The organism is Nonomuraea turcica (assembly GCF_030718205.1).
Lineage (GTDB): Bacteria > Actinomycetota > Actinomycetes > Streptosporangiales > Streptosporangiaceae > Nonomuraea.
Genome location: NZ_JAUZQF010000002.1, coordinates 233,960 through 252,414 on the forward strand (window position 1 = coordinate 233,960; position 18,455 = coordinate 252,414).

Consider the following 18,455-nt stretch of genomic DNA (forward strand, 5'->3'; position numbering starts at 1 on the left):
ACGACGGGGGTTCGTCAACGGGGGGACGAGGATGAAGGCGTTTGTCATGCGGGAAATCGGCAGCGTCGGTTTCATGGAGAAGCCGATTCCGCGGGCGGGACCCGGCGACGCCGTCGTACGGACGACCAAGGCTCTGATCTGCACCTCGGATTCCCACACCGTCGCCGGAGGAATCGGCCCGCGGGAGAATCTCACGCTCGGTCACGAAGCTGTCGGCATCGTGCACGAGGTGGGTAGCGACGTCAAGGTCTTCCAGCCGGGCGACCGTGTCCTGGTGGGCGCCATCACTCCGGATTGGGGCGATCCGGCCTCCCAGAACGGGTTTCCGTCGCAGTCGGGCATGCCACTGGGCGGCTTCAAGTTCGCGAACTCCAAGGACGGAGTATTCGCCGAATATTTCCATGTGAACGAGGCTGACGCCAACATGGCGAAAATACCCGACGACATTTCCGATGACCTGGCCGTCTACTGCGCCGATATGCTTTCAACCGGCTTCATGGGGGCGGAGAAGGGCAATATCCCGATCGGCGGGACGGTGGCCGTCCTGGCTCTGGGGCCGGTGGGGATGATGGCCGCGGCAGGGGCCAGGCTACGCGGTGCGGGCCTGGTCATCGGGGTCGAATCCGTACCGCAGCGGCAGGAGCTCGCACGCGCGTACGGCGTGGACGAGATCGTGGACTTCACCCGCGAGGACGTCGTCGAGCGGATCATGGAGCTCACGCACGGAGAGGGAGTCGACACCGCCATCGAGGCGCTCGGCATGGACGCGACATTCCAGACCGCCATCAAGATCACGAAGCCCGGTGGAACGGTGTCCAACATCGGCTATTTCGGAGAAGGAGAGTTCGTCCGCATCCCCCGCGTCGAATGGGGAGTCGGGATGGCGGACCAGACGATCACCACGGGGTTGTGCCCCGGCGGCCGGGTGCGCATGGAGCGGCTGCTGCGGGTGCTGCAGGCCAAGCGCATCGACCCCACCCGCATGACGACCCATGAGTTCGCCTTCGACGACATGGAACGGGCCTTCGAGGTCCTGGACAAGAAGCTCGACGACGTCATCAAGCCACTGATCTCGTTCTAGGCGCAGGTATCGGCTCGTGCCGCCGTGGCCGCGGCACGCCAGACAGGGGGCGGCATGCTCGATCCCGATCCACCCTTCCGGCCGGTTCGCACGCGTGACGGCTATGTGCCGCTGGAGGACCTCGGCCTCATCGGGGACGGCGCGACGGTGGCGCTGGTCGGCTTGGACGGCTCCATCCCGTGGATGTGCCTTCCCCACTTCGATGCCGAGCCGCTGTTCTGCGGCCTCCTGGACCACGCGCGTGGCGGGCATTTCACCGTCGCGCCGGAGGACTTGGTGGAGGCACGGCAGCTCTACGAGGACGACACCGGGGTGCTGACGACCGAGTGCCGCAGCACCACCGGCCTGGTCCGCATCACCGATGCCCTGACCTTGCGCTCTGGCGCCGATCTGACCGATGACGCACCGGTCGACCGGGCCGAGCTGGTCCGTTCGGCCGTCGTCCTGGCGGGCGAGGTCAGCGTGCGCGTCGAGGTGAAGCCCCGCGGCGGCGGACAAGCCCAGGCCCTGTTCAGCGGGCTGGACGTACAGGTGCCCCGACGGCCGGACCTGCGCCTGCACCTGCGCTCCAATCGCCCGCTGAACGGACTGTCCAGCACCCACGAGCTCAAACAGGGCGATCGCCTGGATCTCGTGTTGTCCTGGGGGCGCATTCATCGTCATCACCGGTTCGACGCCGAGGAGATGCTGCGCGGGACCGCCGAGGCGTGGCGCCGTTGGATGAAACACTTCACCTACCAAGGCCCGCAGGAGTCATTGGTACGCCGGGCCGCGATCACGTTGAAGCTGTGCGACGACTGGGTCAACGGATCGCTGGTCGCGGCGCCCACCTCCTCCTTGCCCGCGCCGATCGGCGGGGTCCGTAACTGGGATTACCGCTACACCTGGATCCGCGACGCGGCCTTCACCGTGTTCGCCCTGCGCCGCATCGGCTTCGCCGGCGAGGCGGACGCCTTCCTCGGCTGGGTCCTCGACGCCTTCGAGCAGAGCCGGCAGCCGCGGATCATGTACACCCTCTCCGGCAGCCCGGTGCCCGACGAGGTCGTAGACCCCGAATTGGAGGGCTACCGGCGTTCCGCCCCGGTGCGATGGGGCAATGGCGCGGCGGATCAGCGCCAGCACGACGTCTACGGCGAAGTGCTCGACTGCGCCGACCAGTGGCTGCGCGCCGGAGGTGAGCTGCAGCCCGAGCTCTGGGCCAAGCTGGCCGAACTCGCCGACACGGCGGCGACGGCATGGCAGGAGCCGGATCAGGGCATCTGGGAGGTGCGCAGCCACGGCCGGGTGTTCACCTACTCCGCCGGCATGTGCCAGGTGGCCCTGGACCGTGCGGCCGCGATCGGTGACCGGCTCGGCCTGCGGGGACCGATCGCAGCCTGGCGAGACGTGGCAGCCGACCTGCGACGACTCATCCTTGAGCAGGCCTGGGACGAGGACGCGCAGACCCTGACCGAGCATCTCGACGGCAGCGGCGGCTTGGACGCCAGCCTGCTCGCGCTTCCCCTGCGGTACGTCATCCCCGCCGATCATCCGCGCATGGTGGCCACGGCAGCCGCGATCGCCGAGCGTCTGTCGGCCGGCGACGGCCTGCTCTACCGCTACCTGCACGACAGCTCCCCTGACGGCATCGCCGGCGACGAGGGCGCCTTCGTGCTGTGCAGCTTCTGGCTGGCCGACAACCTCACCTACCAGGGCCGTATCGGCGAGGCCGAGGAGCTCTACGCCTCGCTGTGCGCCCGGGCGAGCCCGCTCGGGCTGCTGCCCGAGCAGATCGACCCCTCGACGGGCGCCTTCATGGGCAACTTCCCGCAGGCCTTCAGCCACATCGGGGTCATCGCCAGCGGCGTCAATCTCGCACGGGCGACAGCGGGCCCAGCATCGTGATCGATGCTGGGCGGCCGACGGCCGGGAGCGCTCGACCGGACCGGCGGCGGGCGAGCGCCCGATCGGCTACGGGCGAACGAGGAGGACGTTGCCGAGCGAGCGCTCGCCCGTCGCGTCGGAGGGCCGGTTCACGATGCCGGTGCCCGAGGTCACCATGACGCTGGAGCCGCCGCCGTCGAGGTTAATCGCCTCCCGCGCGCCGAGCAGCTTCATGAGCTCACCGGTCTGCGCGATCCCGAGCCCTTCGCTGTAGCCGTCCTGCCGCCCGTCGACCACCACTAGCATGAGCCGCCCCCGATCGTCCATGCCGACCATCGACCGCGGGTTGCTCCGCACGGCCCAGTTGTAGGTGAACGTCCGGTCGGCGCCCTCGCGGATCAGTCCGTCGGCCGCCGCGTTCACCGACACCTTTCCGTCCCTGACGAGGGTGGGCCCGACCTGGAGGATGGTGGTGTCCGGGGTCAGTGCCACGCGCCGGCCCCTGCTGTCCTCGACGCGCTCGCTCACGTGCACCCGCTCACCCACCTTCACGTGTTCGAGCAGCCAGGCGGAGCTGTCGCCGATGGCCTGCACGGTGGACCCGCCGGCCGGAACGCTCGCACCACGCGAGCTGTTCACCGCCGTCACCTTGCCGCCCGCGTCCAGCACGACCTCGGCTCCCGCGCCGGCAGGCGGCGCGCCCCATTCGGGGGTAAACAGCACCAGCTCGCTGCCGTCCGTACACTTCAGGTCGTGCTGCGGCTTCTCCGTCGGCTGGTCACCGCCGACGCCGCCGCAGTTCCAGATCTCGCCCGGCACCCGGTTGACACCGTCGATCTCGACGCTCTCCCGGCCGGCGCGCAGGGTCACGTGGGCGGTGTACGCGTCCACGTCCACCGAACGCCCACCCCTGGCGATCTTGATTCCTGCCCGGCCCTGCGTGGCCGAGCCGATCAGCTTGCCGTCCTTGACGTACATGCCGCCGGGCGCGCTGTTGTAGAACCACTGCGCGTTGATCCCGGCCACCGCGCCCGCCGCGGCGGCGAGGTCGGTCAGCTTCTCCGTTCCGTTCAGCGCCGGGCCGAAGTCGGTGCCGACCGTGCCGCCGAACTCCCGGAAGTCCACGCGGAGCACGTGCACCTTCTGGGGCGCGCCGGGGTCGATGCCGTCCTGCGCGGTGTAGCGGGTGCCCCCGGCGAAACCGGCCGCCCTGATCTTGGAGAGCGCGGCCGAGGCCTCGGCGCTGGTGGCGTACTGCCCGACCCTTACGGTCCAGCCGAGCGTACCGGCCGGGTGATCGGCGAACGCCGGCGAGGCGACCTCCTCGATCCGCGGCTCGAACCCCTTCTGCCGCACAGCCCCGGTCACCCGGTCGGCGATCTCCTTCGTGCCCAACGCGGTGTTGGCCGTGTTGAGCGGCCCGTCGACCGTGCCCGGCAGGTACACGTGGACGGTCCAGTAGTCGCCGGCGTCCTTGGCTCCGAGCGACATCGCGGTCAGCGTCACGCCGGGCGCCACGGTGGTCGTCACCGGCGGCGCGCTCAGCGGCAGCTTTCCACCGAAGAAGGAGTCTTCAGACGTGGCCGCCGCAGCAGGCCCGTTCACAGCCAGTACGGTCACGACCGTCGCCAAGGCCGAAAGACTTTTCCGGCGCATGTACGTCCTCATTTCACGAGTGAATTAGGTGCCCCGGCAGTCAAGGACTTGCGGATGGCCCGGAACCGAACACGGGACGATTCCCGCAAAGCACCCGAGTGAACAGCTCCGCCACACCGGTGCCCAGGCGGGGTCCGAACGTCCGGCGTTCGTGGTGAGAATTGCAACCTTGATCAGGACCGTGAATGATGAGTCACCCCTCATAGACGAAGGCATGCGCAGTGGACTTCACGGTCAGGTATCAGCCCTCCCCCGAGGAAGTGGCCCGGGCCCTCCAGCAAGGCGTCAAGCTCCAGTTCAGAGCCCTCCTCACTATCCTGCTCTCGGTCCTGGCAGGATGCGGACTCCTCTGCGTCCTGATAGGCAGCGTGAGCATCGGCATCGCCATGTTCGTCGGAGCGGCCGTCTCCCCCGTCGTGGTGTCGTGGTCGCTCCGCCGCACAGGGAGGCGACGACTCGCCTTCCTCTGCGTGCCCACCACACTTCACTTGACCGGCGACGGCTACAAGGTTGAGACCGAGCAGTCCACCACCACGACGCGATGGTCCCTGTTCGGCCCGGTCGTCACCACCCCGGAGTTCTGGCTGTTCTTTGTCAACAGGCAGTTCACCGGTTTCCTCCCCCGCCGTGCCTTCACCGGCGAGCAGCAGGCGGCACTCGATGCCTTCTTCGCCGCGCGCCAGGACACCCCGGTCTCCTGAACCCGCCTCGTCCGCGCAGGTGCGCCGGCTACGGTGCTCCTCGCCTCCTCGGCGGGGGTGAGATGGCGCCATCCAACGCAGGACGACAACCATCGGTAGTGGTGTCCTTCGAGGTAGTGATCACGATTTCGCATCTTCCTTTCCTGCTACGCGGGCTTGGGCTGGAACATGCGTGGTGTGGGGGCACAAGAAGAATCCCGGCCGCGTCGCCGGACGGCACGGTGGCTGGGCGTGGGGGCCGTTCTCATGGCCGTCGCCGGCGGTCTGCTGGCGGTGACACGCATGGACGTGCCGCCCATCCCGGACCCGTACTCTGCCGAGGACGAATCGCCCGCCCCGCTGCGGGTGACCCTTGACCCGCCGCAGGTGCCGACCGGGACCGACTCGGTGCGGGTGATTGCCTCCTGCGAGACCAACACCGCCGACGTGATCTCTGACGCCTTCGTCCCCGACCAGAGTCTCGACCAGACCGCGGGGTACGGCGAGGTGGACCTCGAAGAGAACCTGAGCCCCGGCAAGTACCGAGTGATCGTCACGTGCGAGGACGACGGCCAGGTCGGCAGCGCCGAGCTCGTCGTCACGAAGGGCCCGGTCACTCCCACCCCATCCACCGGAGCTCGGCCGGCCGGACTCCGCCGGATCGCGACCACGTACGTCACGCTCACCCAGGCCGATCCCGGCGCCTGGCGCACCCACCGGGATGCGGCGATCGCCGACGACAACGAGCCGGACGACATTCCCTACGAGTTCACGGTCACGCACGAGCTCCGGCTGCCGGCCGACGATCCCGACGTGGCCGCCCTGCGGTCGGGGGCCGCTGCACTTCTCCCCGACAGATTCGCCGAGACGAGGCTGGGCGACGTCGCCCCGGACCCGGGCTCCACCAACCTGGCGGTCGTCTTCGACACGCCCGTCGTACGGCTGGAGCGCGGCGCGAGCCAGGCCGTCGTCACCTTCACCGGCCGGACCTATGGCTTCGCCGACCCCGACGACGGCGGCCTCGTAGGAGTCGAGTTCTCGCCGCCCGACGGCGAAGACGGGCTTCCCCTGACGGCGCACGAGCTCGTCGTATCCGCCACCGGCTGGACGGTGGGCGGCACCCGCGGCTCGCCGCCGCTGAGCCAGGACCGGCACTACCTGCGCATGAATGCCTGGAGCTCGATGAAGGCCGCTTTCCTCAAGGACGGCCAGACCGCGTCCGTGGCCGGTTACCTCACAGATTCCGTAGTGGCCGGCTCTTACATCGAAGGCGCCGAGCCGGAGGACGTTGCGACTGACTCACCTGAGCTCAACTTCCTCCCGCGGAGTTGGACGGCGCTGCGGGCCGTCTTCGCGGGAGCGGCCGGGCTGGCCCTGCTGTACGCCCTCGCCCGGGCACTCGGGGGCGCATGGTGGCGCCGCCGCCGCAACTGGGTGCTCGTGGCCATGCCGCTGGTCGCCTACGTCTTGGCCATCTCTCCGCTTGGAGCCGGGACCGTGCTCATCCTGACGGTCGGCATTCCGCTTCTGTCGCTCATCTCCGCCGCCCGCGCTGTGAGCGACGTCCGTCCGACGCTGGTCGCGGCCGGAGCGGCGGCGGTGGCCGGCATCGTGCTCTCGGTGTGGGGACTGTGGGTGCTCACCGGCAACGCGGTCACCCTGTGGGGGCCGGTCGCCGCCGCGGTCGCCGCGGGCGCGGTGGCGGCGGTCCCCCGGTGGCGGCGTGCGCTGCCGGTCATCGCGCTCGTCACGCTGACCGTCGGCGCGCTGCCGGCGGGACGGGCCATGGTGGGCGGGATCTTCCCCGGCCCTGCGGTGTGGTTCGCGCTGCTCGCCGTGTGCCTGTCCGTCCTGGCCGTCGGCTGGGTCACGGAGGCGAGCCACCGATGGTCCATGCGCACCGCGGGCATATACGCCGTGACCGTGTCGACGACGATCGGCGTCCAGTCCTACGCGGTCATCCCCGAGTGGACGACGATGCGATGGCACGCCGAGCGGGTCCTGGACATCCTGAACTCGGTCTACTCCTTCGCGGCGTTCGGCGCGCTGCTGCTGGCCATGGCAGCGCTGATCGTCCGGGTACGCCGCATCGGCGAGGAAACCGCTGCCCTGACCGCCGCGACCGCCTATTACACGGCCGTGTTCTTCATGCTCGTGCTGAGCGGACTGGCCGTGAACCTCGAGTACCTAGGGCTGACGATGCTGCTGGCCTGGGCGGGCATCGCCTGGCTGCTGCCCCGCGCCACCGCGACGGGCGCGACACCGGTGTCCCAGCCCGAACACCGGACCCTCGTCCGTGACATGATCAGGCGCCGCTCCGTCCGCCTCGCCCTGACCGGCCTGCTGCGGCAGGGACAGGGGGGCGACGGCTCGCCGGCCGCCTTCGAGGAGCAGCGCACGGAGCTGGAACGGGCAAGCGACCAGCACGCCGGGCCGGTCGACTCCGACTACGCCCTCGCCACCGTCGCCGGGCGGACGCCGTGGCAGAACGCGCTGGCCGCGCTCGCCATGGGGACGCTCCTCTCGCTGCCCTTCTCGACGGTACGGGTCATCGTCTCCATCGACATCTGGCGCAGCGAGAACACCAAGCCGCTGCTGGCTGCGATGGCGCTGATCTCGCTGCCCGCCCTCTGCATGATCTTCGGCTACTTCTATCCGCGGGTGCGCGGCGGCAACCCGATCGCAAAATCGCTCGCGCTACTGGTGGCCGCGCTCCTTGTCGAACTGCCCGGCTACGTCCAGACGCTCGCCGCCATCACCGCACCGACGTTGGCCGTGACGCCGCAATCCACGGCGGACGAGGCGCTGATCGGCACCCTCGTCGCCGCAGGCAACATCGCGGTCGTCAGCATCGGGCTGGGACTCTGGTGGGAATGGCGGCTGATGCGGCTGGCCGGTGAGCCCTGGGCGCGCATCAGGAGCATCCGCATGCTGCGTACGCTGGCCGCGCCGCTGGCCGCCGCCGCCATCGCCATCGCCACCACGGCCGCGACCGCGCTGGCCAACAACGTCGTCGCGCCGCTGACCACCACCCAGGTCGAGGGCGCCCGCAACGAGAGCACGCCGTCCCCCACCTCGCGCCCCTGACCCCACGGCCAGAGGCTAGGAGGTCGTGTGCCGGGCTTCTCGGGAGTTGTAGAACAGGCGTACGATACCGTGCGTGATTGACGACGAGGTGGGGGCGCGGCTGCGGGAGATCTGCCTGTCTCTGCCGGAGGCGGTCGAGAAGCCGTTCGGTGGCCACACGGCGCCCTCGTTCCGGGTCCGGGACAAGCTGTTCCTGATGACCAGCGAGGACGGGCTGACGATGATGTTCAAGGCCGGTCCGGGCGTGCAGGAGGCCCTGGTGGCTTCCGCCCCGGAGCGCTTCTTCGTGCCCGCGTACGTCGGCGGCAAGGGGTGGGTCGGCGCCCAGCTGGACGTGGAGCAGGACTGGGATGAGATCGACGAGCTGATCAGGGACAGCTACCGCCTGATCGCGCCGAAGCGGCTGGTCGCCCTCATGGACGGACACGCCTGAGGCCAGGGCGTCAACGTCACACGGACGAGCAGCCCTGGCCCGGCGATGCGGTTAGGATCTCTTTCACTGTCGAGGGGTCGCATCGGGAGGGAAACCGTGACGGCGGAGCCCGACCAGGAGGCGCTGGGCGTATTCTGCGCCGCCCTGCCGCAGCTGCGCACGCTGCTGCGCGGCCCCGCGTCGAGCGGCCGCCGCGCCATCGTGGCGCAGACGGTGCTGGCCGCTCGTCGCGGCGAGCCGATCGATCGATTCCTGGCCCAGCTGGGCATCGACAGCCCTAGGACCGAGCCGGAAGACACCAGGTCCCGGCAGCGCTCCTCGCTGCCCACGCCGCTGGACTCCGAACGGGGGCCGGTCATCGGCGACTACGTGTGCCCCAAGGGGACCTGCACGCGCGTCGTCCGCCGCGAAGTCGACGCGGAATTACCCACCTGCGAGATCCACGAGCAGGCGCTGCGTTTCGTGGCCGAGAGCTGAGAACGCGGCATGACAGGTTTCCTCGCCGAACTCGGCAAAAAGGTCGCGGAGCGGTGGGTCGCTCTGCTCGTCCTGCCCGGGCTGGTGTTCACGGCCGTCGCCACGATGGCGGCCATTCTCGGACAGCGGCACTGGGCGGATGCGGGACTGCTCTGGCGAAAGCTGATCGAGCTCACCGCGGCGGCCGGCGGTCAGCAGCAGGCCGACCTGGTGCGGACCGCGGTGCTGCTGGTCGTCCTGCTCGTCGCGTCCTCGGCGGTCGGATTCGTCGCGCGATCGCTCGGCAGGCCCGTCGAATATCTGCTGGCCGGGAGGTGGCCGGCCGTCGCCCGGCCGCTCGCGACCGCGCTCATCGAGCGGCGCAGGCGGGCTTGGAACCGGCTCAGGCAGGATTACCACAATGCCGAGGCCGACGGCGATCACGCCCGTCTCGGCGAGCTCGCCGAGCTGAGGAACGCCGTCGCGCTGACCGAGCCACGCCGGCCGACCTGGACCGGCGACCGGTTGCACGCCCCCGCGACCAGGGTGCGCAAGCAGTATGGCCTGGACCTGGGCGCCGCCTGGCCACGCCTGTGGCTGTTGCTCCCCGACTCGGCGCGCGAGCCGCTCACCGAGAGCAGGCAACGTTTCGATGAGGCGACCGCCCTGGGCGGGTGGGCCGCGCTGTACGCCGCGGTGGGCGTGGTGTGGTGGCCGAGCGCCATGATCGGGCTGTGCGCCGGGCTGGTCGCGTGGCGGCGGGCGAGAGCGGCCGCCGACGTCTACGCCGAACTGGTCGAGGCCACCGTGGACGTCTATCTGGACGATCTGCTCGAGCGGTTCGACGACGAGACTCGGCCGGTCCGCCCGGGACGAGGAAAGACGATCAGCGAGAGGTTCCGTAAGTCCACCTGACGGAGAGGGCGACCATGCGTGACCAGCTGCTCACCGCGCTTCGCACTCGGCTCGCCACGGTGTCCGGCACGGGCGACGGCGCCGCCGTTCTCGACCCCGAGGCCTTGGCCGAGGCCGAGCGGCTGCTCGAGTTCCTCGCCACGCAGGACGGCGTGGATGAGGAGGTGTTGTCCGCGGTCGGGCTGCTGCACTGGTTACGCGCGGCGGTCATGTTCGAGGACCAGGGACAGCAGGAAGCGTGGGGCCGCGCGCTCGTCCTCCTGATGCCCTTCTATCTGGCCACGCCGGACGCGCTGCCCGGCCAGGTGCGCTCCTCGTTCAGCGAGTGGCTCGGTCCAGACGACCCAGTGGGGGAAGAGCGGACGCACGCGTCCGCAGAGGCGCTGTCCAACCTGGCCATGTTCGTGCTCGAACGCTTCACCCGGCTGCACCGGCGCATCGACGGCGAGGCCGCGATCGGGCTGCTGCGCCGGGCCCTGCACCCGCTGCCGCCCGATCATCCCTCCCGTGCGACGGTCCTGAGCAATCTCGGGTATGCGCTCATGCTGAGCGACGTGCTGACGCCACCGGATGGGAGTCCGGAGCCGCCGAACCTCGACGAGGCCCTCGCGGTGCTCAGAGAGGCGTTCCAGGGCACCCCACGAGAGCACTCGAACCATGCCCGCTGCGCCAATGGCCTGGCCCTGGCGGTGAAGGCCAAGGCTCTCAGGACCCGGGACACGGCGCTGCTGTCCGAGGCCATCGAGCTGTTCCGCCTGGCCGTGGACACGGCGACGAGCGCGGATCAGAACCTTCCGCAGATTCTCGCCGATCTGGGGTCCTCGCTGCTGCTCTGGGCGGATGCCACCAGCGAGGCCGATCCCGCCGTACTGGACGAGGCCGTCTCCGCCCTGCGCCGGGCCGTGCAGCAGACCCCCGAGCACGGCCCCGAACGGCGCGCCCGGCTGAGGCTGCTCGCCAGGGCCGAGCTGCGGCGGCCCCCGAGGCCGTCCGCCACCCGCCGGCTCGACCCCGAGACGCGGCGCCGCGTGGACGACCTGACCGGACTCATCGCACGGGCGATCCCGGCCGCCGGCGGCGAGGTCTCGAACGAACCGGACGACATGTTCGCCGTCGTCGCCCGGCTGCTGGGCATCGCCCCGTCCGACGGCGAGGGGCATCACGCGCAGCTCATGGACCTCTTGGCCGGTTTCCTGCGCGACAGCGCGGACACCGACCTGGAACGCAAGGCGTTCGAGTTCATGCGGCGGCGATCAAGCCACCTGAGCGCGGACGATCAGCTCGACGCGATGCTGACGCAGCTGTTCGCCCCCGACGAGCCGCCTTCGACGCCTGTCGACACGGCGAGTTTCGACGAGGTGCTCGACCTGACCGAACGCCTGCTGCGGGAGCTGCCGGACGACCATCCCGAACGCCCCCTGCTGGCGGTGAACCAGCTCATGATCCAGCTGCTCCGGCGGCAGGGCGGCCTCGGCGAACCGGGCGGGATCGGGCAGATCGGGGAGACGGTCGCCTTGCTGACCCGGCTGATGGAGGTGCTTCCATCGCTGATGAGCTCCATGAACATGTCGGCCACCCTGGTCGGCGACATGACCATGATGAGAACCTCGCTGCTGTCCCCGTTCGAGACCCTCGCCGTGCTCGAGGACACGCTGAAGCACGCCCGCGGGAAGCTTGCCGCCCTGCCGGAGGATCACCCGGAGCACACGACGACGCTGAAGACCCTCGCACACGCGCTGTTCCACCAATACCACCTCACCCATGAGGAATCGGACTATCAGGAGGCCGTCAGCCTGACCCGCCGGATCGTCGCCGGCGACGTGGCGCAGGCCAGGCGGCTCGTGATGGCGTGGGGAATGGCGGCGCTATCCCGCGCCAGGTTCCGTGCCCTGGCGGCGGCCTCGCCGAGCGAGCACGACCTGCCCTCGCGCGGCCTGGCCCGCCTGTCCTCGGACGAGGCCGTATCCGCGATCCACCGCAGCGACGCTCCGGCGGCGTTGGAAGCGCTGGAGGACGGGCGCGCGCTGCTGCACTCCAGCGCGCTCAACGCACGCAGGGAGCTGGAGAACCTGCGGGCCGCCGACTCCCGGCTGGCTGAGCGTTTCGTCGCCCTGCGCGAGCGGATCCGCGAGGTCAGCACCGATCTCGGCTATGAACCGACGCTGGACGAACTCGGGCGCTTACACGACATGGCCGCGGAGTGGAGCGAGCTGGTCGGCCGGATCCAGGCGCTGCCCGAGTTCGGGCGGTTCCTCATGCCGCTGCCGCTGGGCATGCCGGACCTGGGGCCGGCCGCCGCCGAAGGGCCGGTGGTGACCGTCAACGTCAACCCGCGCCGCTGCGACGCGCTGGCTCTGTGCGCCGACGGCGTCCGCCTAGTGCGGCTGCCTGACCTGCGTGCCGCCGAGCTCATCGAGCAGGCAGAGGCGTTCCACACCGCGATCCGCACCGTGCGGACCGGCTCGGAGCTGCTGGCCGGCCAGGCGCAGGGGGTGCTGCTCGACACCCTCGGCTGGCTGTGGGACGTCCTGGCCGAACCGGTGCTGACGGAGCTGGGCTTCGCCGAACCTCCGGAAGACGGGTCGTGGCCTCGGCTGTGGTGGTCGCCGACCGGGCCGCTCAATGCGCTTCCTCTGCACGCCGCCGGCCGTCACACGATCGCCGGCGCGTCTGTCCTCGATCGCGCCGTCTCGTCGTACACGCCCACCCTGCGCGCCCTGCTGCACAGCCGCTCCCGTCCTGTGCCGTCGCGTCGCGCCGGCCTGACCGTGGCCATGCCGGCGACCCCCGGCCATGCCGCGCTGCCAGAGACCGCGCGTGAGGCCGTCGAGGTCACCGCCCGGGTCCACGGCCTGGCGCTCATCGGCCCGCAGGCGTCCCGCGCCGCCGTGCTGGCCGCGCTGCCCGACGCGACCGTCGCGCATTTCGCCTGCCACGCCGGCAGCGACCCGTACGACCCGTCGGCGAGCCATCTCCTGCTGGACGACGGGCCGCTGAACGTCACCGAGATCAGCCGGCTCCACCTCGACCACGCCGAGCTGGCCTACCTCTCCGCCTGCGCGACCGCCCGCGGCAGCGCCAAGCTCGCCGACGAGGCGATCCACCTGGCCTCTGCCTTCCAGCTGGCCGGCTACGCCCAGGCCGTCGCCACACTGTGGGAGATCGGCGATCACGTCGCGGCGACGATGGCCGCCGACTTCCACCGAGAGCTACGGGAGACGATCGACGCTCCGATCCGGATTCCCGGCGCGCTCGCCCTGCACCTGGCCACGCGCCGCATGCGCGAGGCCAGGCCTGGGCAGCCCTCGACCTGGGCGGCATTCCTGCACTCGGGGGCATGACCCGATGGCGTCGCTCTCCGGGTGGGCGTCAGCTGGTGACGGTCACGTCGCGCAGCAGGAAGTAGCCGACGGAGTCGGCCTGCAGGTAGAGGTGGAACTTGTCGGCTTTGGACTTGGCCGTGTTGTCCGCGGTGACGATCGTGGCGACCACATACTTCTTGGCCACGTTCGTGCGGATCCTCCCGTATGCGTATGTGGTGTGGGTCATGTCCCGGCGGATGTTCACCGCGTTCGAGGTGAGCTTCGCCAGCCGGTTGGCGGTGGCCTTGGCGGCCTTGTCGCTGGGGAACGCCATGATGACCTGCACCGCCTTGAGGTGCCCGCGGTACGCCGAGTAGGCGATCTGGACGGCGCGCTCGCACTTGTTCCTGGCCAGCACGCCCTCGCCGTCCACCGGATCGCACGTGTCGTACGTCCAGCCCTCAACCTTGTTGGCGTCGAACTTGATGCCGGTCAGGTCGAACTTCCAGTCGTCGAACTCGGTGTGGGCGATCGGCGATCCCGGCTGGGCCTTCGTCGAGGTGGCCGGGCTGCCCGTGGGCTCGGCGGCCGGCTCGGTGGGCTCGTCCGACGGCTCCTTCGACGGGGAGTCGGACTGCCAAGGCGCCGTCGTGGGGACCGCCGTGCTCGGCAGGGCGACGGAAGGCTTGGAGCCGGAGGCGTTGAGGTAGGAGACCGCGCCGACCGTGCCACCGGCCAGGAGGAGGAGGCCCAAGCCGATGGACAACCCGATGATCAGCGTGCTGTTGCGCTTGGGCGGCAGACCGTAGTCGTACTGGTCCTGGAGCCTGCCGTACGGGTCGCCGTGGCCGTATTGGTGCTGCGAGCCGTACTGGTTCTGCAGGACGTACGGGCTCTGGGCACCGCCGTAGAGGCTCTGCGGGTCCCCGTAGACGCTCGGGGGGTCGTAGGGGTTGTGCGGACCCTGCGGGCCGGGTGACCCGAGTGCGCCATGCCGGCCCTGCTGACGGCCGAAGCCGTCCGGCGGGCCCCCTTGCCGCGGCTGGGGGCCATGTCCCGGCTGACCGTACCCGGGCCGGACGTGCTCCTGCGGTGCTCCCTGTGCCTGCGGACCCCACGGATCTTCCGGGGGAGGTTGTGGAGGGTATGCCATTGCCCCATTGTGTGGGGTTCCATCACCCTTGCTCCGGCCCCACCGCCATCCGGCATAGGAGTGAACCGGGCCTCCGCGCCCGTACGTACTAGACCAAGGCCTTCACCCTCCACGTGCTCTCTGTGCTGCGGGAACAGGCCGTCAGCGGCGCCGCGGCTCCCAGGACTCGAGCCGCGCGCGGATCTCCTCGCGGACGGTACGGGACAGCGCGTCGTGGCGGGCCTGGTCCATCAACGCGTCGAGGTGGACCCGCGCCCCCGACTCCGCCGACCGCACCGCCGCCTCGACCATGGCGAGGCTCATGATGTTGCGGGCGATCGCCCCCGACGGCTCCACGCCCGTGCGCAGCGCCCCCACGAACTCCTCCAGCGCGCCGCCGATCTGCTCGTTGGCGCCCGGCGGCACGTCCGCCGCGCCGCTCACGCTGGAGGTGACGCGGTCCTCGCCGTCCCAGGTCGCGGCGCCCCCGGAGCCGGCCGCCCGCCACTGGCCGTTCCAGGACGTCTCCAGCCCGTCGGCGCACCAGGCGCCGGTGTACACGTAACGGGTGCCGTCGTCGAAGAGGAACGTCGCCGTCGCCGCGGCGTCGCCCCGGTACCAGCTCCAGGCGGGATTCCAGCTCTCGCAGCTGACCGAGACCGGCTCCGCGTCGAGCAGGTAGCGGGCGGCGTCGAAGGCGTGGATGGCCATGTCCACCAGCAGCGGTTGCTCCATCTCGTCGCGGAAGCCGCCGAAGCGCGGACCGCGGAAGAAGTCGGTGGTGAGCAGGCCGGGGGTGCCGAGCTCGGCAACCCGGCGCCGGTATTCCGCCAGGGCGGCGTAGTAGCGGCGCGACTGGCTGATCATCAGCAGCCGGCCGGTCGCCTCAGCGGCGGCGACCTGGACGACCGCCTCGGCCAGCGTCGGCGCGGCGGGCTTCTCGCACAGGACCGGGACCCCGGCGAACAGCGCCTCGACGTTCACCTCGCCGTGGGCGGCCGGGACGGTGACGTTCACGACGGCGTCCGGCTCGGTGGCCGCCAGCAGGCCGCCGAGCGAGACGTCCACCTTGGCGTCGGCGCCGACCGTGCGTACGGCCGCCTGCGCCCGATCGACGTCGAGGTCGGCCACCCCGACGAGCTCGACGTCGTCGGACGCGGTCAGGGTACGCATCCAGGCCAGGCCCATCGCGCCTGCCCCGACCTGCACCACGCGGAGCGGGCGCGCCGGATCGGCGACGCGGGCGAAAGCGCTCACTCGGCGTTCTCCTTGTTGTGCATCGCACCCTGGTAGCCGTGCCCGTTGAAGAAGTCGCCCATCTCGTAGCGCAGCAGGATCGGCAGCTCGCGCCGGGACCGGTCGCCGACCGCCCACTCGACGCCATTGGCGATGACGTGCAGCACGTCCGGATGGTGATACACCGGATAGTCCTGGTCGCCGGGGCTGAAGTAGAAGATCTTGCCGTTGCCGCGCCGGAAGGTGCAGCCGCTGCGGAACACCTCGCCGCCGGTGAAGGAGCTGATGAAGATCAGCTCGTCGGGCTCAGGGATGTCGAACTGCTCGCCGTACATCTCCTGGGCGGGGATCTCGATGGGGTGGGGGATGCCACGGGCGATGGGGTGGGCCGGGTTCACCGTCCAGACCAGCTCGCGATCGTTGGCGCTGCGCCAGCGCAGCGTGCACGTGGTGCCCATGAGCTTGGTGAAGATCTTCGACCAGTGACCCGAGTGCAGCACCACCAGGCCCATGCCCGACAGGACGTGCCGGTGCACCCGATCGACCACCTCATCGGACACCTCCGCGTGCGCGGCGTGGCCCCACCAGGTGAGCACGTCGGTCCCGGCGAGCACCTCCTCGGTCAGGCCGTGCTCGGGGTCGTCGAGCGTGGCCGTGGCGACGGTCGCCTTCTCCCCCAGCCAGCCCTCGATGCCGCGGCGGATGGCGTTGTGCATGCCGTCCGGATAGATCTTGGCCACACTGGGCTCGGCCTGCTCGTGCCGGTTCTCACCCCACACGGTGACGTGAAGAGGTCGCATGATGACGTGTCCTTTCTTCAAGGGATTCACTTGACGGCGCCGCTGACGGCGCCTGCCGCGATGTAGCGCTGGGCGAAGATCAGCAGCAGGGCCGCCGGGACGGAGGCGAGCACCGCGGTCGCCATGACGGCGCTCCAGTCCTGGGTGTTCGCGCTGATGTAGTCGTAGATGCCCAGGGTGATGGGCCGCACCTCGGGGGTGCTGGTCAGGGTCAGGGCGAAGAGGAAGTCGCTCCACGCCGACAGGAAGGTGAACAGCGCGGCGGTCACGATCGCGTTCTTGCTGATCGGTACGACGATCGAGAGGAACGCCCGCAGGTTGCCCGCCCCGTCCACCATCGCGGCCTCCACGAGCGCCCCGGGAATGGCGCCCATGAACGCGCGGATGAGCAGCACGGCGAACGGGATGCCCGCGGCGGTGTTGGCGAGGATCAGGCCGAGGACGTTGTTGATCAGGAAGAGCGAGTTGAAGAGGGGGTAGAGCGCGTTGGCGATGACCATGACGGGGATCATCTGCGTGATCAGCAACACCAGCAGGAACACGCTGCTGCCCCGGGTACGGAAGCGCGCCAGGCCGTAGGCGGCGGGCGTGGCGATGACCAGGGTCAGCACGACCGTTCCCAGGGCGACGATCAGGCTGGTGACGAAGTTCGGGCCCTGTTCCTCCAGGGCCTGCGCATATCCGGAGAACGTCGCGTTGAGCGGGAGGAATTCGGTGGAGGCGGCGCCGGAATCCGCCTGCAGGCTGCTGTTGAGCATCCAGTAGACGGGGAAGATCATCACGGCGAGGAAGAAGATGCCCAGCACCGTCATGGGCAGCCGGCGGACGGTCGATGACGTGTTCACTCGTGGGCCTCCCGCCGGGAGATGAAGAGGTAGACCATGGCGAAGACGAGCGACACCACGATGAGGACGTTGCTGATCGCGGCGCCTTCCCCGAAGTTGAACTCGACGAACGACTTGTTGTAGGCGTTCGTCGCCAGGGTCTGAGTGGAGTTGGCCGGGCCGCCGCCGGTCAGGCCGAGGATGATGTCGACGACCTTGAGCGTGTAGACGACGCCGAGCACCAGGACGACGCTGACCACGGATCTGATGCTCGGCCAGGTGATGTGCCTGAACGCCTTCCACCCGACTGCGCCGTCCAGCGATCCCGCCTCATACAGCTCGCGCGGAACCGCCTGCAGACCGCTGTAGAGGATCGCGACGTTGAACGGTATCCCGAGCCAGATGTTCACGCCGATGACCCCGATGAGCGCGAGGGTCGGATCGACCAGCCACGGGACCGGATCGACGCCGAACAGGCCGAGAAACTGGTTGAGGACGCCGCTCTCCTGGTCGAGCATCCACTTCCACACCGCGCTGGAGGCGATCAAGGGCAGCAGCCACGGCAGCAGCAACAACGACCGCAGGAAACCGCTCAACGGGAAGGTGCGCTTGAAGAACAGCGCCAGGGCCAGCCCGATCACGAACTGGAACGAGATCGACCCGATCGTGAACAGCGCCGTGTTCACCAGGGTCGTGGTGAACAGGCGGCTGGAGAAGGTCGTCACGTAGTTGGCCAGGCCGACCCAGGGCGCCTCGCCGCTGTAGAAGGTCGAGACCCCGTACTCCTGGAAACCCATGACGATGTTCTGGACGATCGGGTATCCGAAGAAGAACGCGACGAACAGGATGGCGGGCAGGCAGAACAGCCACTGCGCGTGCCGCCGGAACAGGCGCATCCATGCCGCCTTGCGGCCCAGCCTGCCGAGCGAGTCTCCTGCGGCGGTGATGCTGAGGTTGGCTGACGTCATGAGCCACTCCTTTCGATGAAGA

At 69.8% G+C, this 18,455-nt stretch carries 14 protein-coding genes; 8 read left to right on the forward strand and 6 right to left on the reverse strand.

Features of this window, described 5'->3' with window-relative positions:
• The first annotated feature begins 73 nt into the window (after nucleotides 1-73).
• Together Q9G87_RS06820 and Q9G87_RS06825 are read left to right on the forward strand one after the other, a co-directional pair.
• Entirely contained in the window at nucleotides 74-1,081 is a 1,008-nt protein-coding gene (locus tag Q9G87_RS06820) for a zinc-binding dehydrogenase (protein WP_305915340.1), read from the forward strand.
• Between the two features lie 54 nt (nucleotides 1,082-1,135).
• A complete protein-coding gene (locus tag Q9G87_RS06825) occupies nucleotides 1,136-2,965 on the forward strand; it encodes a glycoside hydrolase family 15 protein (RefSeq protein WP_305915341.1) in 1,830 nt (609 codons plus the stop codon).
• Nucleotides 2,966-3,031: 66 nt separating this feature from the next.
• On the opposite strand, the gene Q9G87_RS06830 is transcribed toward Q9G87_RS06825, so the two are convergent.
• Nucleotides 3,032-4,564, reverse strand: a complete 1,533-nt coding sequence (locus Q9G87_RS06830; protein ID WP_305915342.1) for a phosphodiester glycosidase family protein — start codon at nucleotides 4,562-4,564, stop codon at nucleotides 3,032-3,034.
• A 404-nt stretch (nucleotides 4,565-4,968) separates the two neighbouring features.
• Here Q9G87_RS06830 and Q9G87_RS06835 point away from each other — a divergent pair, with 404 nt between their 5' ends.
• The 6 genes from Q9G87_RS06835 (at nucleotide 4,969) to Q9G87_RS06860 (ending at nucleotide 13,512) form a co-directional block, all read left to right on the forward strand.
• Nucleotides 4,969-5,301, forward strand: a complete 333-nt coding sequence (locus Q9G87_RS06835) for a YcxB family protein (RefSeq protein WP_305915343.1) — start codon at nucleotides 4,969-4,971, stop codon at nucleotides 5,299-5,301.
• Between the two features lie 231 nt (nucleotides 5,302-5,532).
• Complete coding sequence (locus Q9G87_RS06840; protein WP_305915344.1) at nucleotides 5,533-8,367, forward strand: hypothetical protein; 2,835 nt, start codon at nucleotides 5,533-5,535, stop codon at nucleotides 8,365-8,367.
• Between the two features lie 73 nt (nucleotides 8,368-8,440).
• Complete coding sequence (locus Q9G87_RS06845; protein WP_305915345.1) at nucleotides 8,441-8,800, forward strand: MmcQ/YjbR family DNA-binding protein; 360 nt, start codon at nucleotides 8,441-8,443, stop codon at nucleotides 8,798-8,800.
• Nucleotides 8,801-8,896: 96 nt separating this feature from the next.
• Entirely contained in the window at nucleotides 8,897-9,277 is a 381-nt protein-coding gene (locus Q9G87_RS06850) for a hypothetical protein (RefSeq protein ID WP_305915346.1), read from the forward strand.
• 9 nt (nucleotides 9,278-9,286) lie between these two features.
• Nucleotides 9,287-10,171, forward strand: a complete 885-nt coding sequence (locus Q9G87_RS06855) for a hypothetical protein (protein ID WP_305915347.1) — start codon at nucleotides 9,287-9,289, stop codon at nucleotides 10,169-10,171.
• 14 nt (nucleotides 10,172-10,185) lie between these two features.
• On the forward strand, nucleotides 10,186-13,512 hold the full coding sequence (locus Q9G87_RS06860) for a CHAT domain-containing protein (protein WP_305915348.1): 3,327 nt from the start codon (nucleotides 10,186-10,188) through the stop codon (nucleotides 13,510-13,512).
• Between the two features lie 28 nt (nucleotides 13,513-13,540).
• Here Q9G87_RS06860 and Q9G87_RS06865 read toward each other — a convergent pair whose 3' ends face one another.
• The 5 genes from Q9G87_RS06865 to Q9G87_RS06885 all read right to left on the reverse strand — a co-directional run bounded on the left by Q9G87_RS06865 (nucleotide 13,541) and on the right by Q9G87_RS06885 (nucleotide 18,433).
• Nucleotides 13,541-14,626 (reverse strand): hypothetical protein, encoded by a 1,086-nt coding sequence (locus Q9G87_RS06865; RefSeq protein ID WP_305915349.1) that lies wholly within the window; start codon nucleotides 14,624-14,626, stop codon nucleotides 13,541-13,543.
• A 141-nt stretch (nucleotides 14,627-14,767) separates the two neighbouring features.
• Nucleotides 14,768-15,862, reverse strand: a complete 1,095-nt coding sequence (locus tag Q9G87_RS06870) for a Gfo/Idh/MocA family protein (protein ID WP_305915350.1) — start codon at nucleotides 15,860-15,862, stop codon at nucleotides 14,768-14,770.
• Nucleotides 15,859-16,641, reverse strand: a complete 783-nt coding sequence (locus Q9G87_RS06875; RefSeq protein ID WP_305915351.1) for a ThuA domain-containing protein — start codon at nucleotides 16,639-16,641, stop codon at nucleotides 15,859-15,861. Before Q9G87_RS06875 ends, Q9G87_RS06870 begins: the two co-directional genes overlap by 4 nt.
• Nucleotides 16,642-16,667: 26 nt before the next feature.
• Nucleotides 16,668-17,486, reverse strand: coding sequence for a carbohydrate ABC transporter permease (locus Q9G87_RS06880; RefSeq protein ID WP_305915352.1), 819 nt, complete (start codon nucleotides 17,484-17,486; stop codon nucleotides 16,668-16,670).
• Entirely contained in the window at nucleotides 17,483-18,433 is a 951-nt protein-coding gene (locus Q9G87_RS06885; protein ID WP_305915353.1) for a carbohydrate ABC transporter permease, read from the reverse strand. Before Q9G87_RS06885 ends, Q9G87_RS06880 begins: the two co-directional genes overlap by 4 nt.
• Between the last annotated feature and the right edge of the window lie 22 nt (nucleotides 18,434-18,455).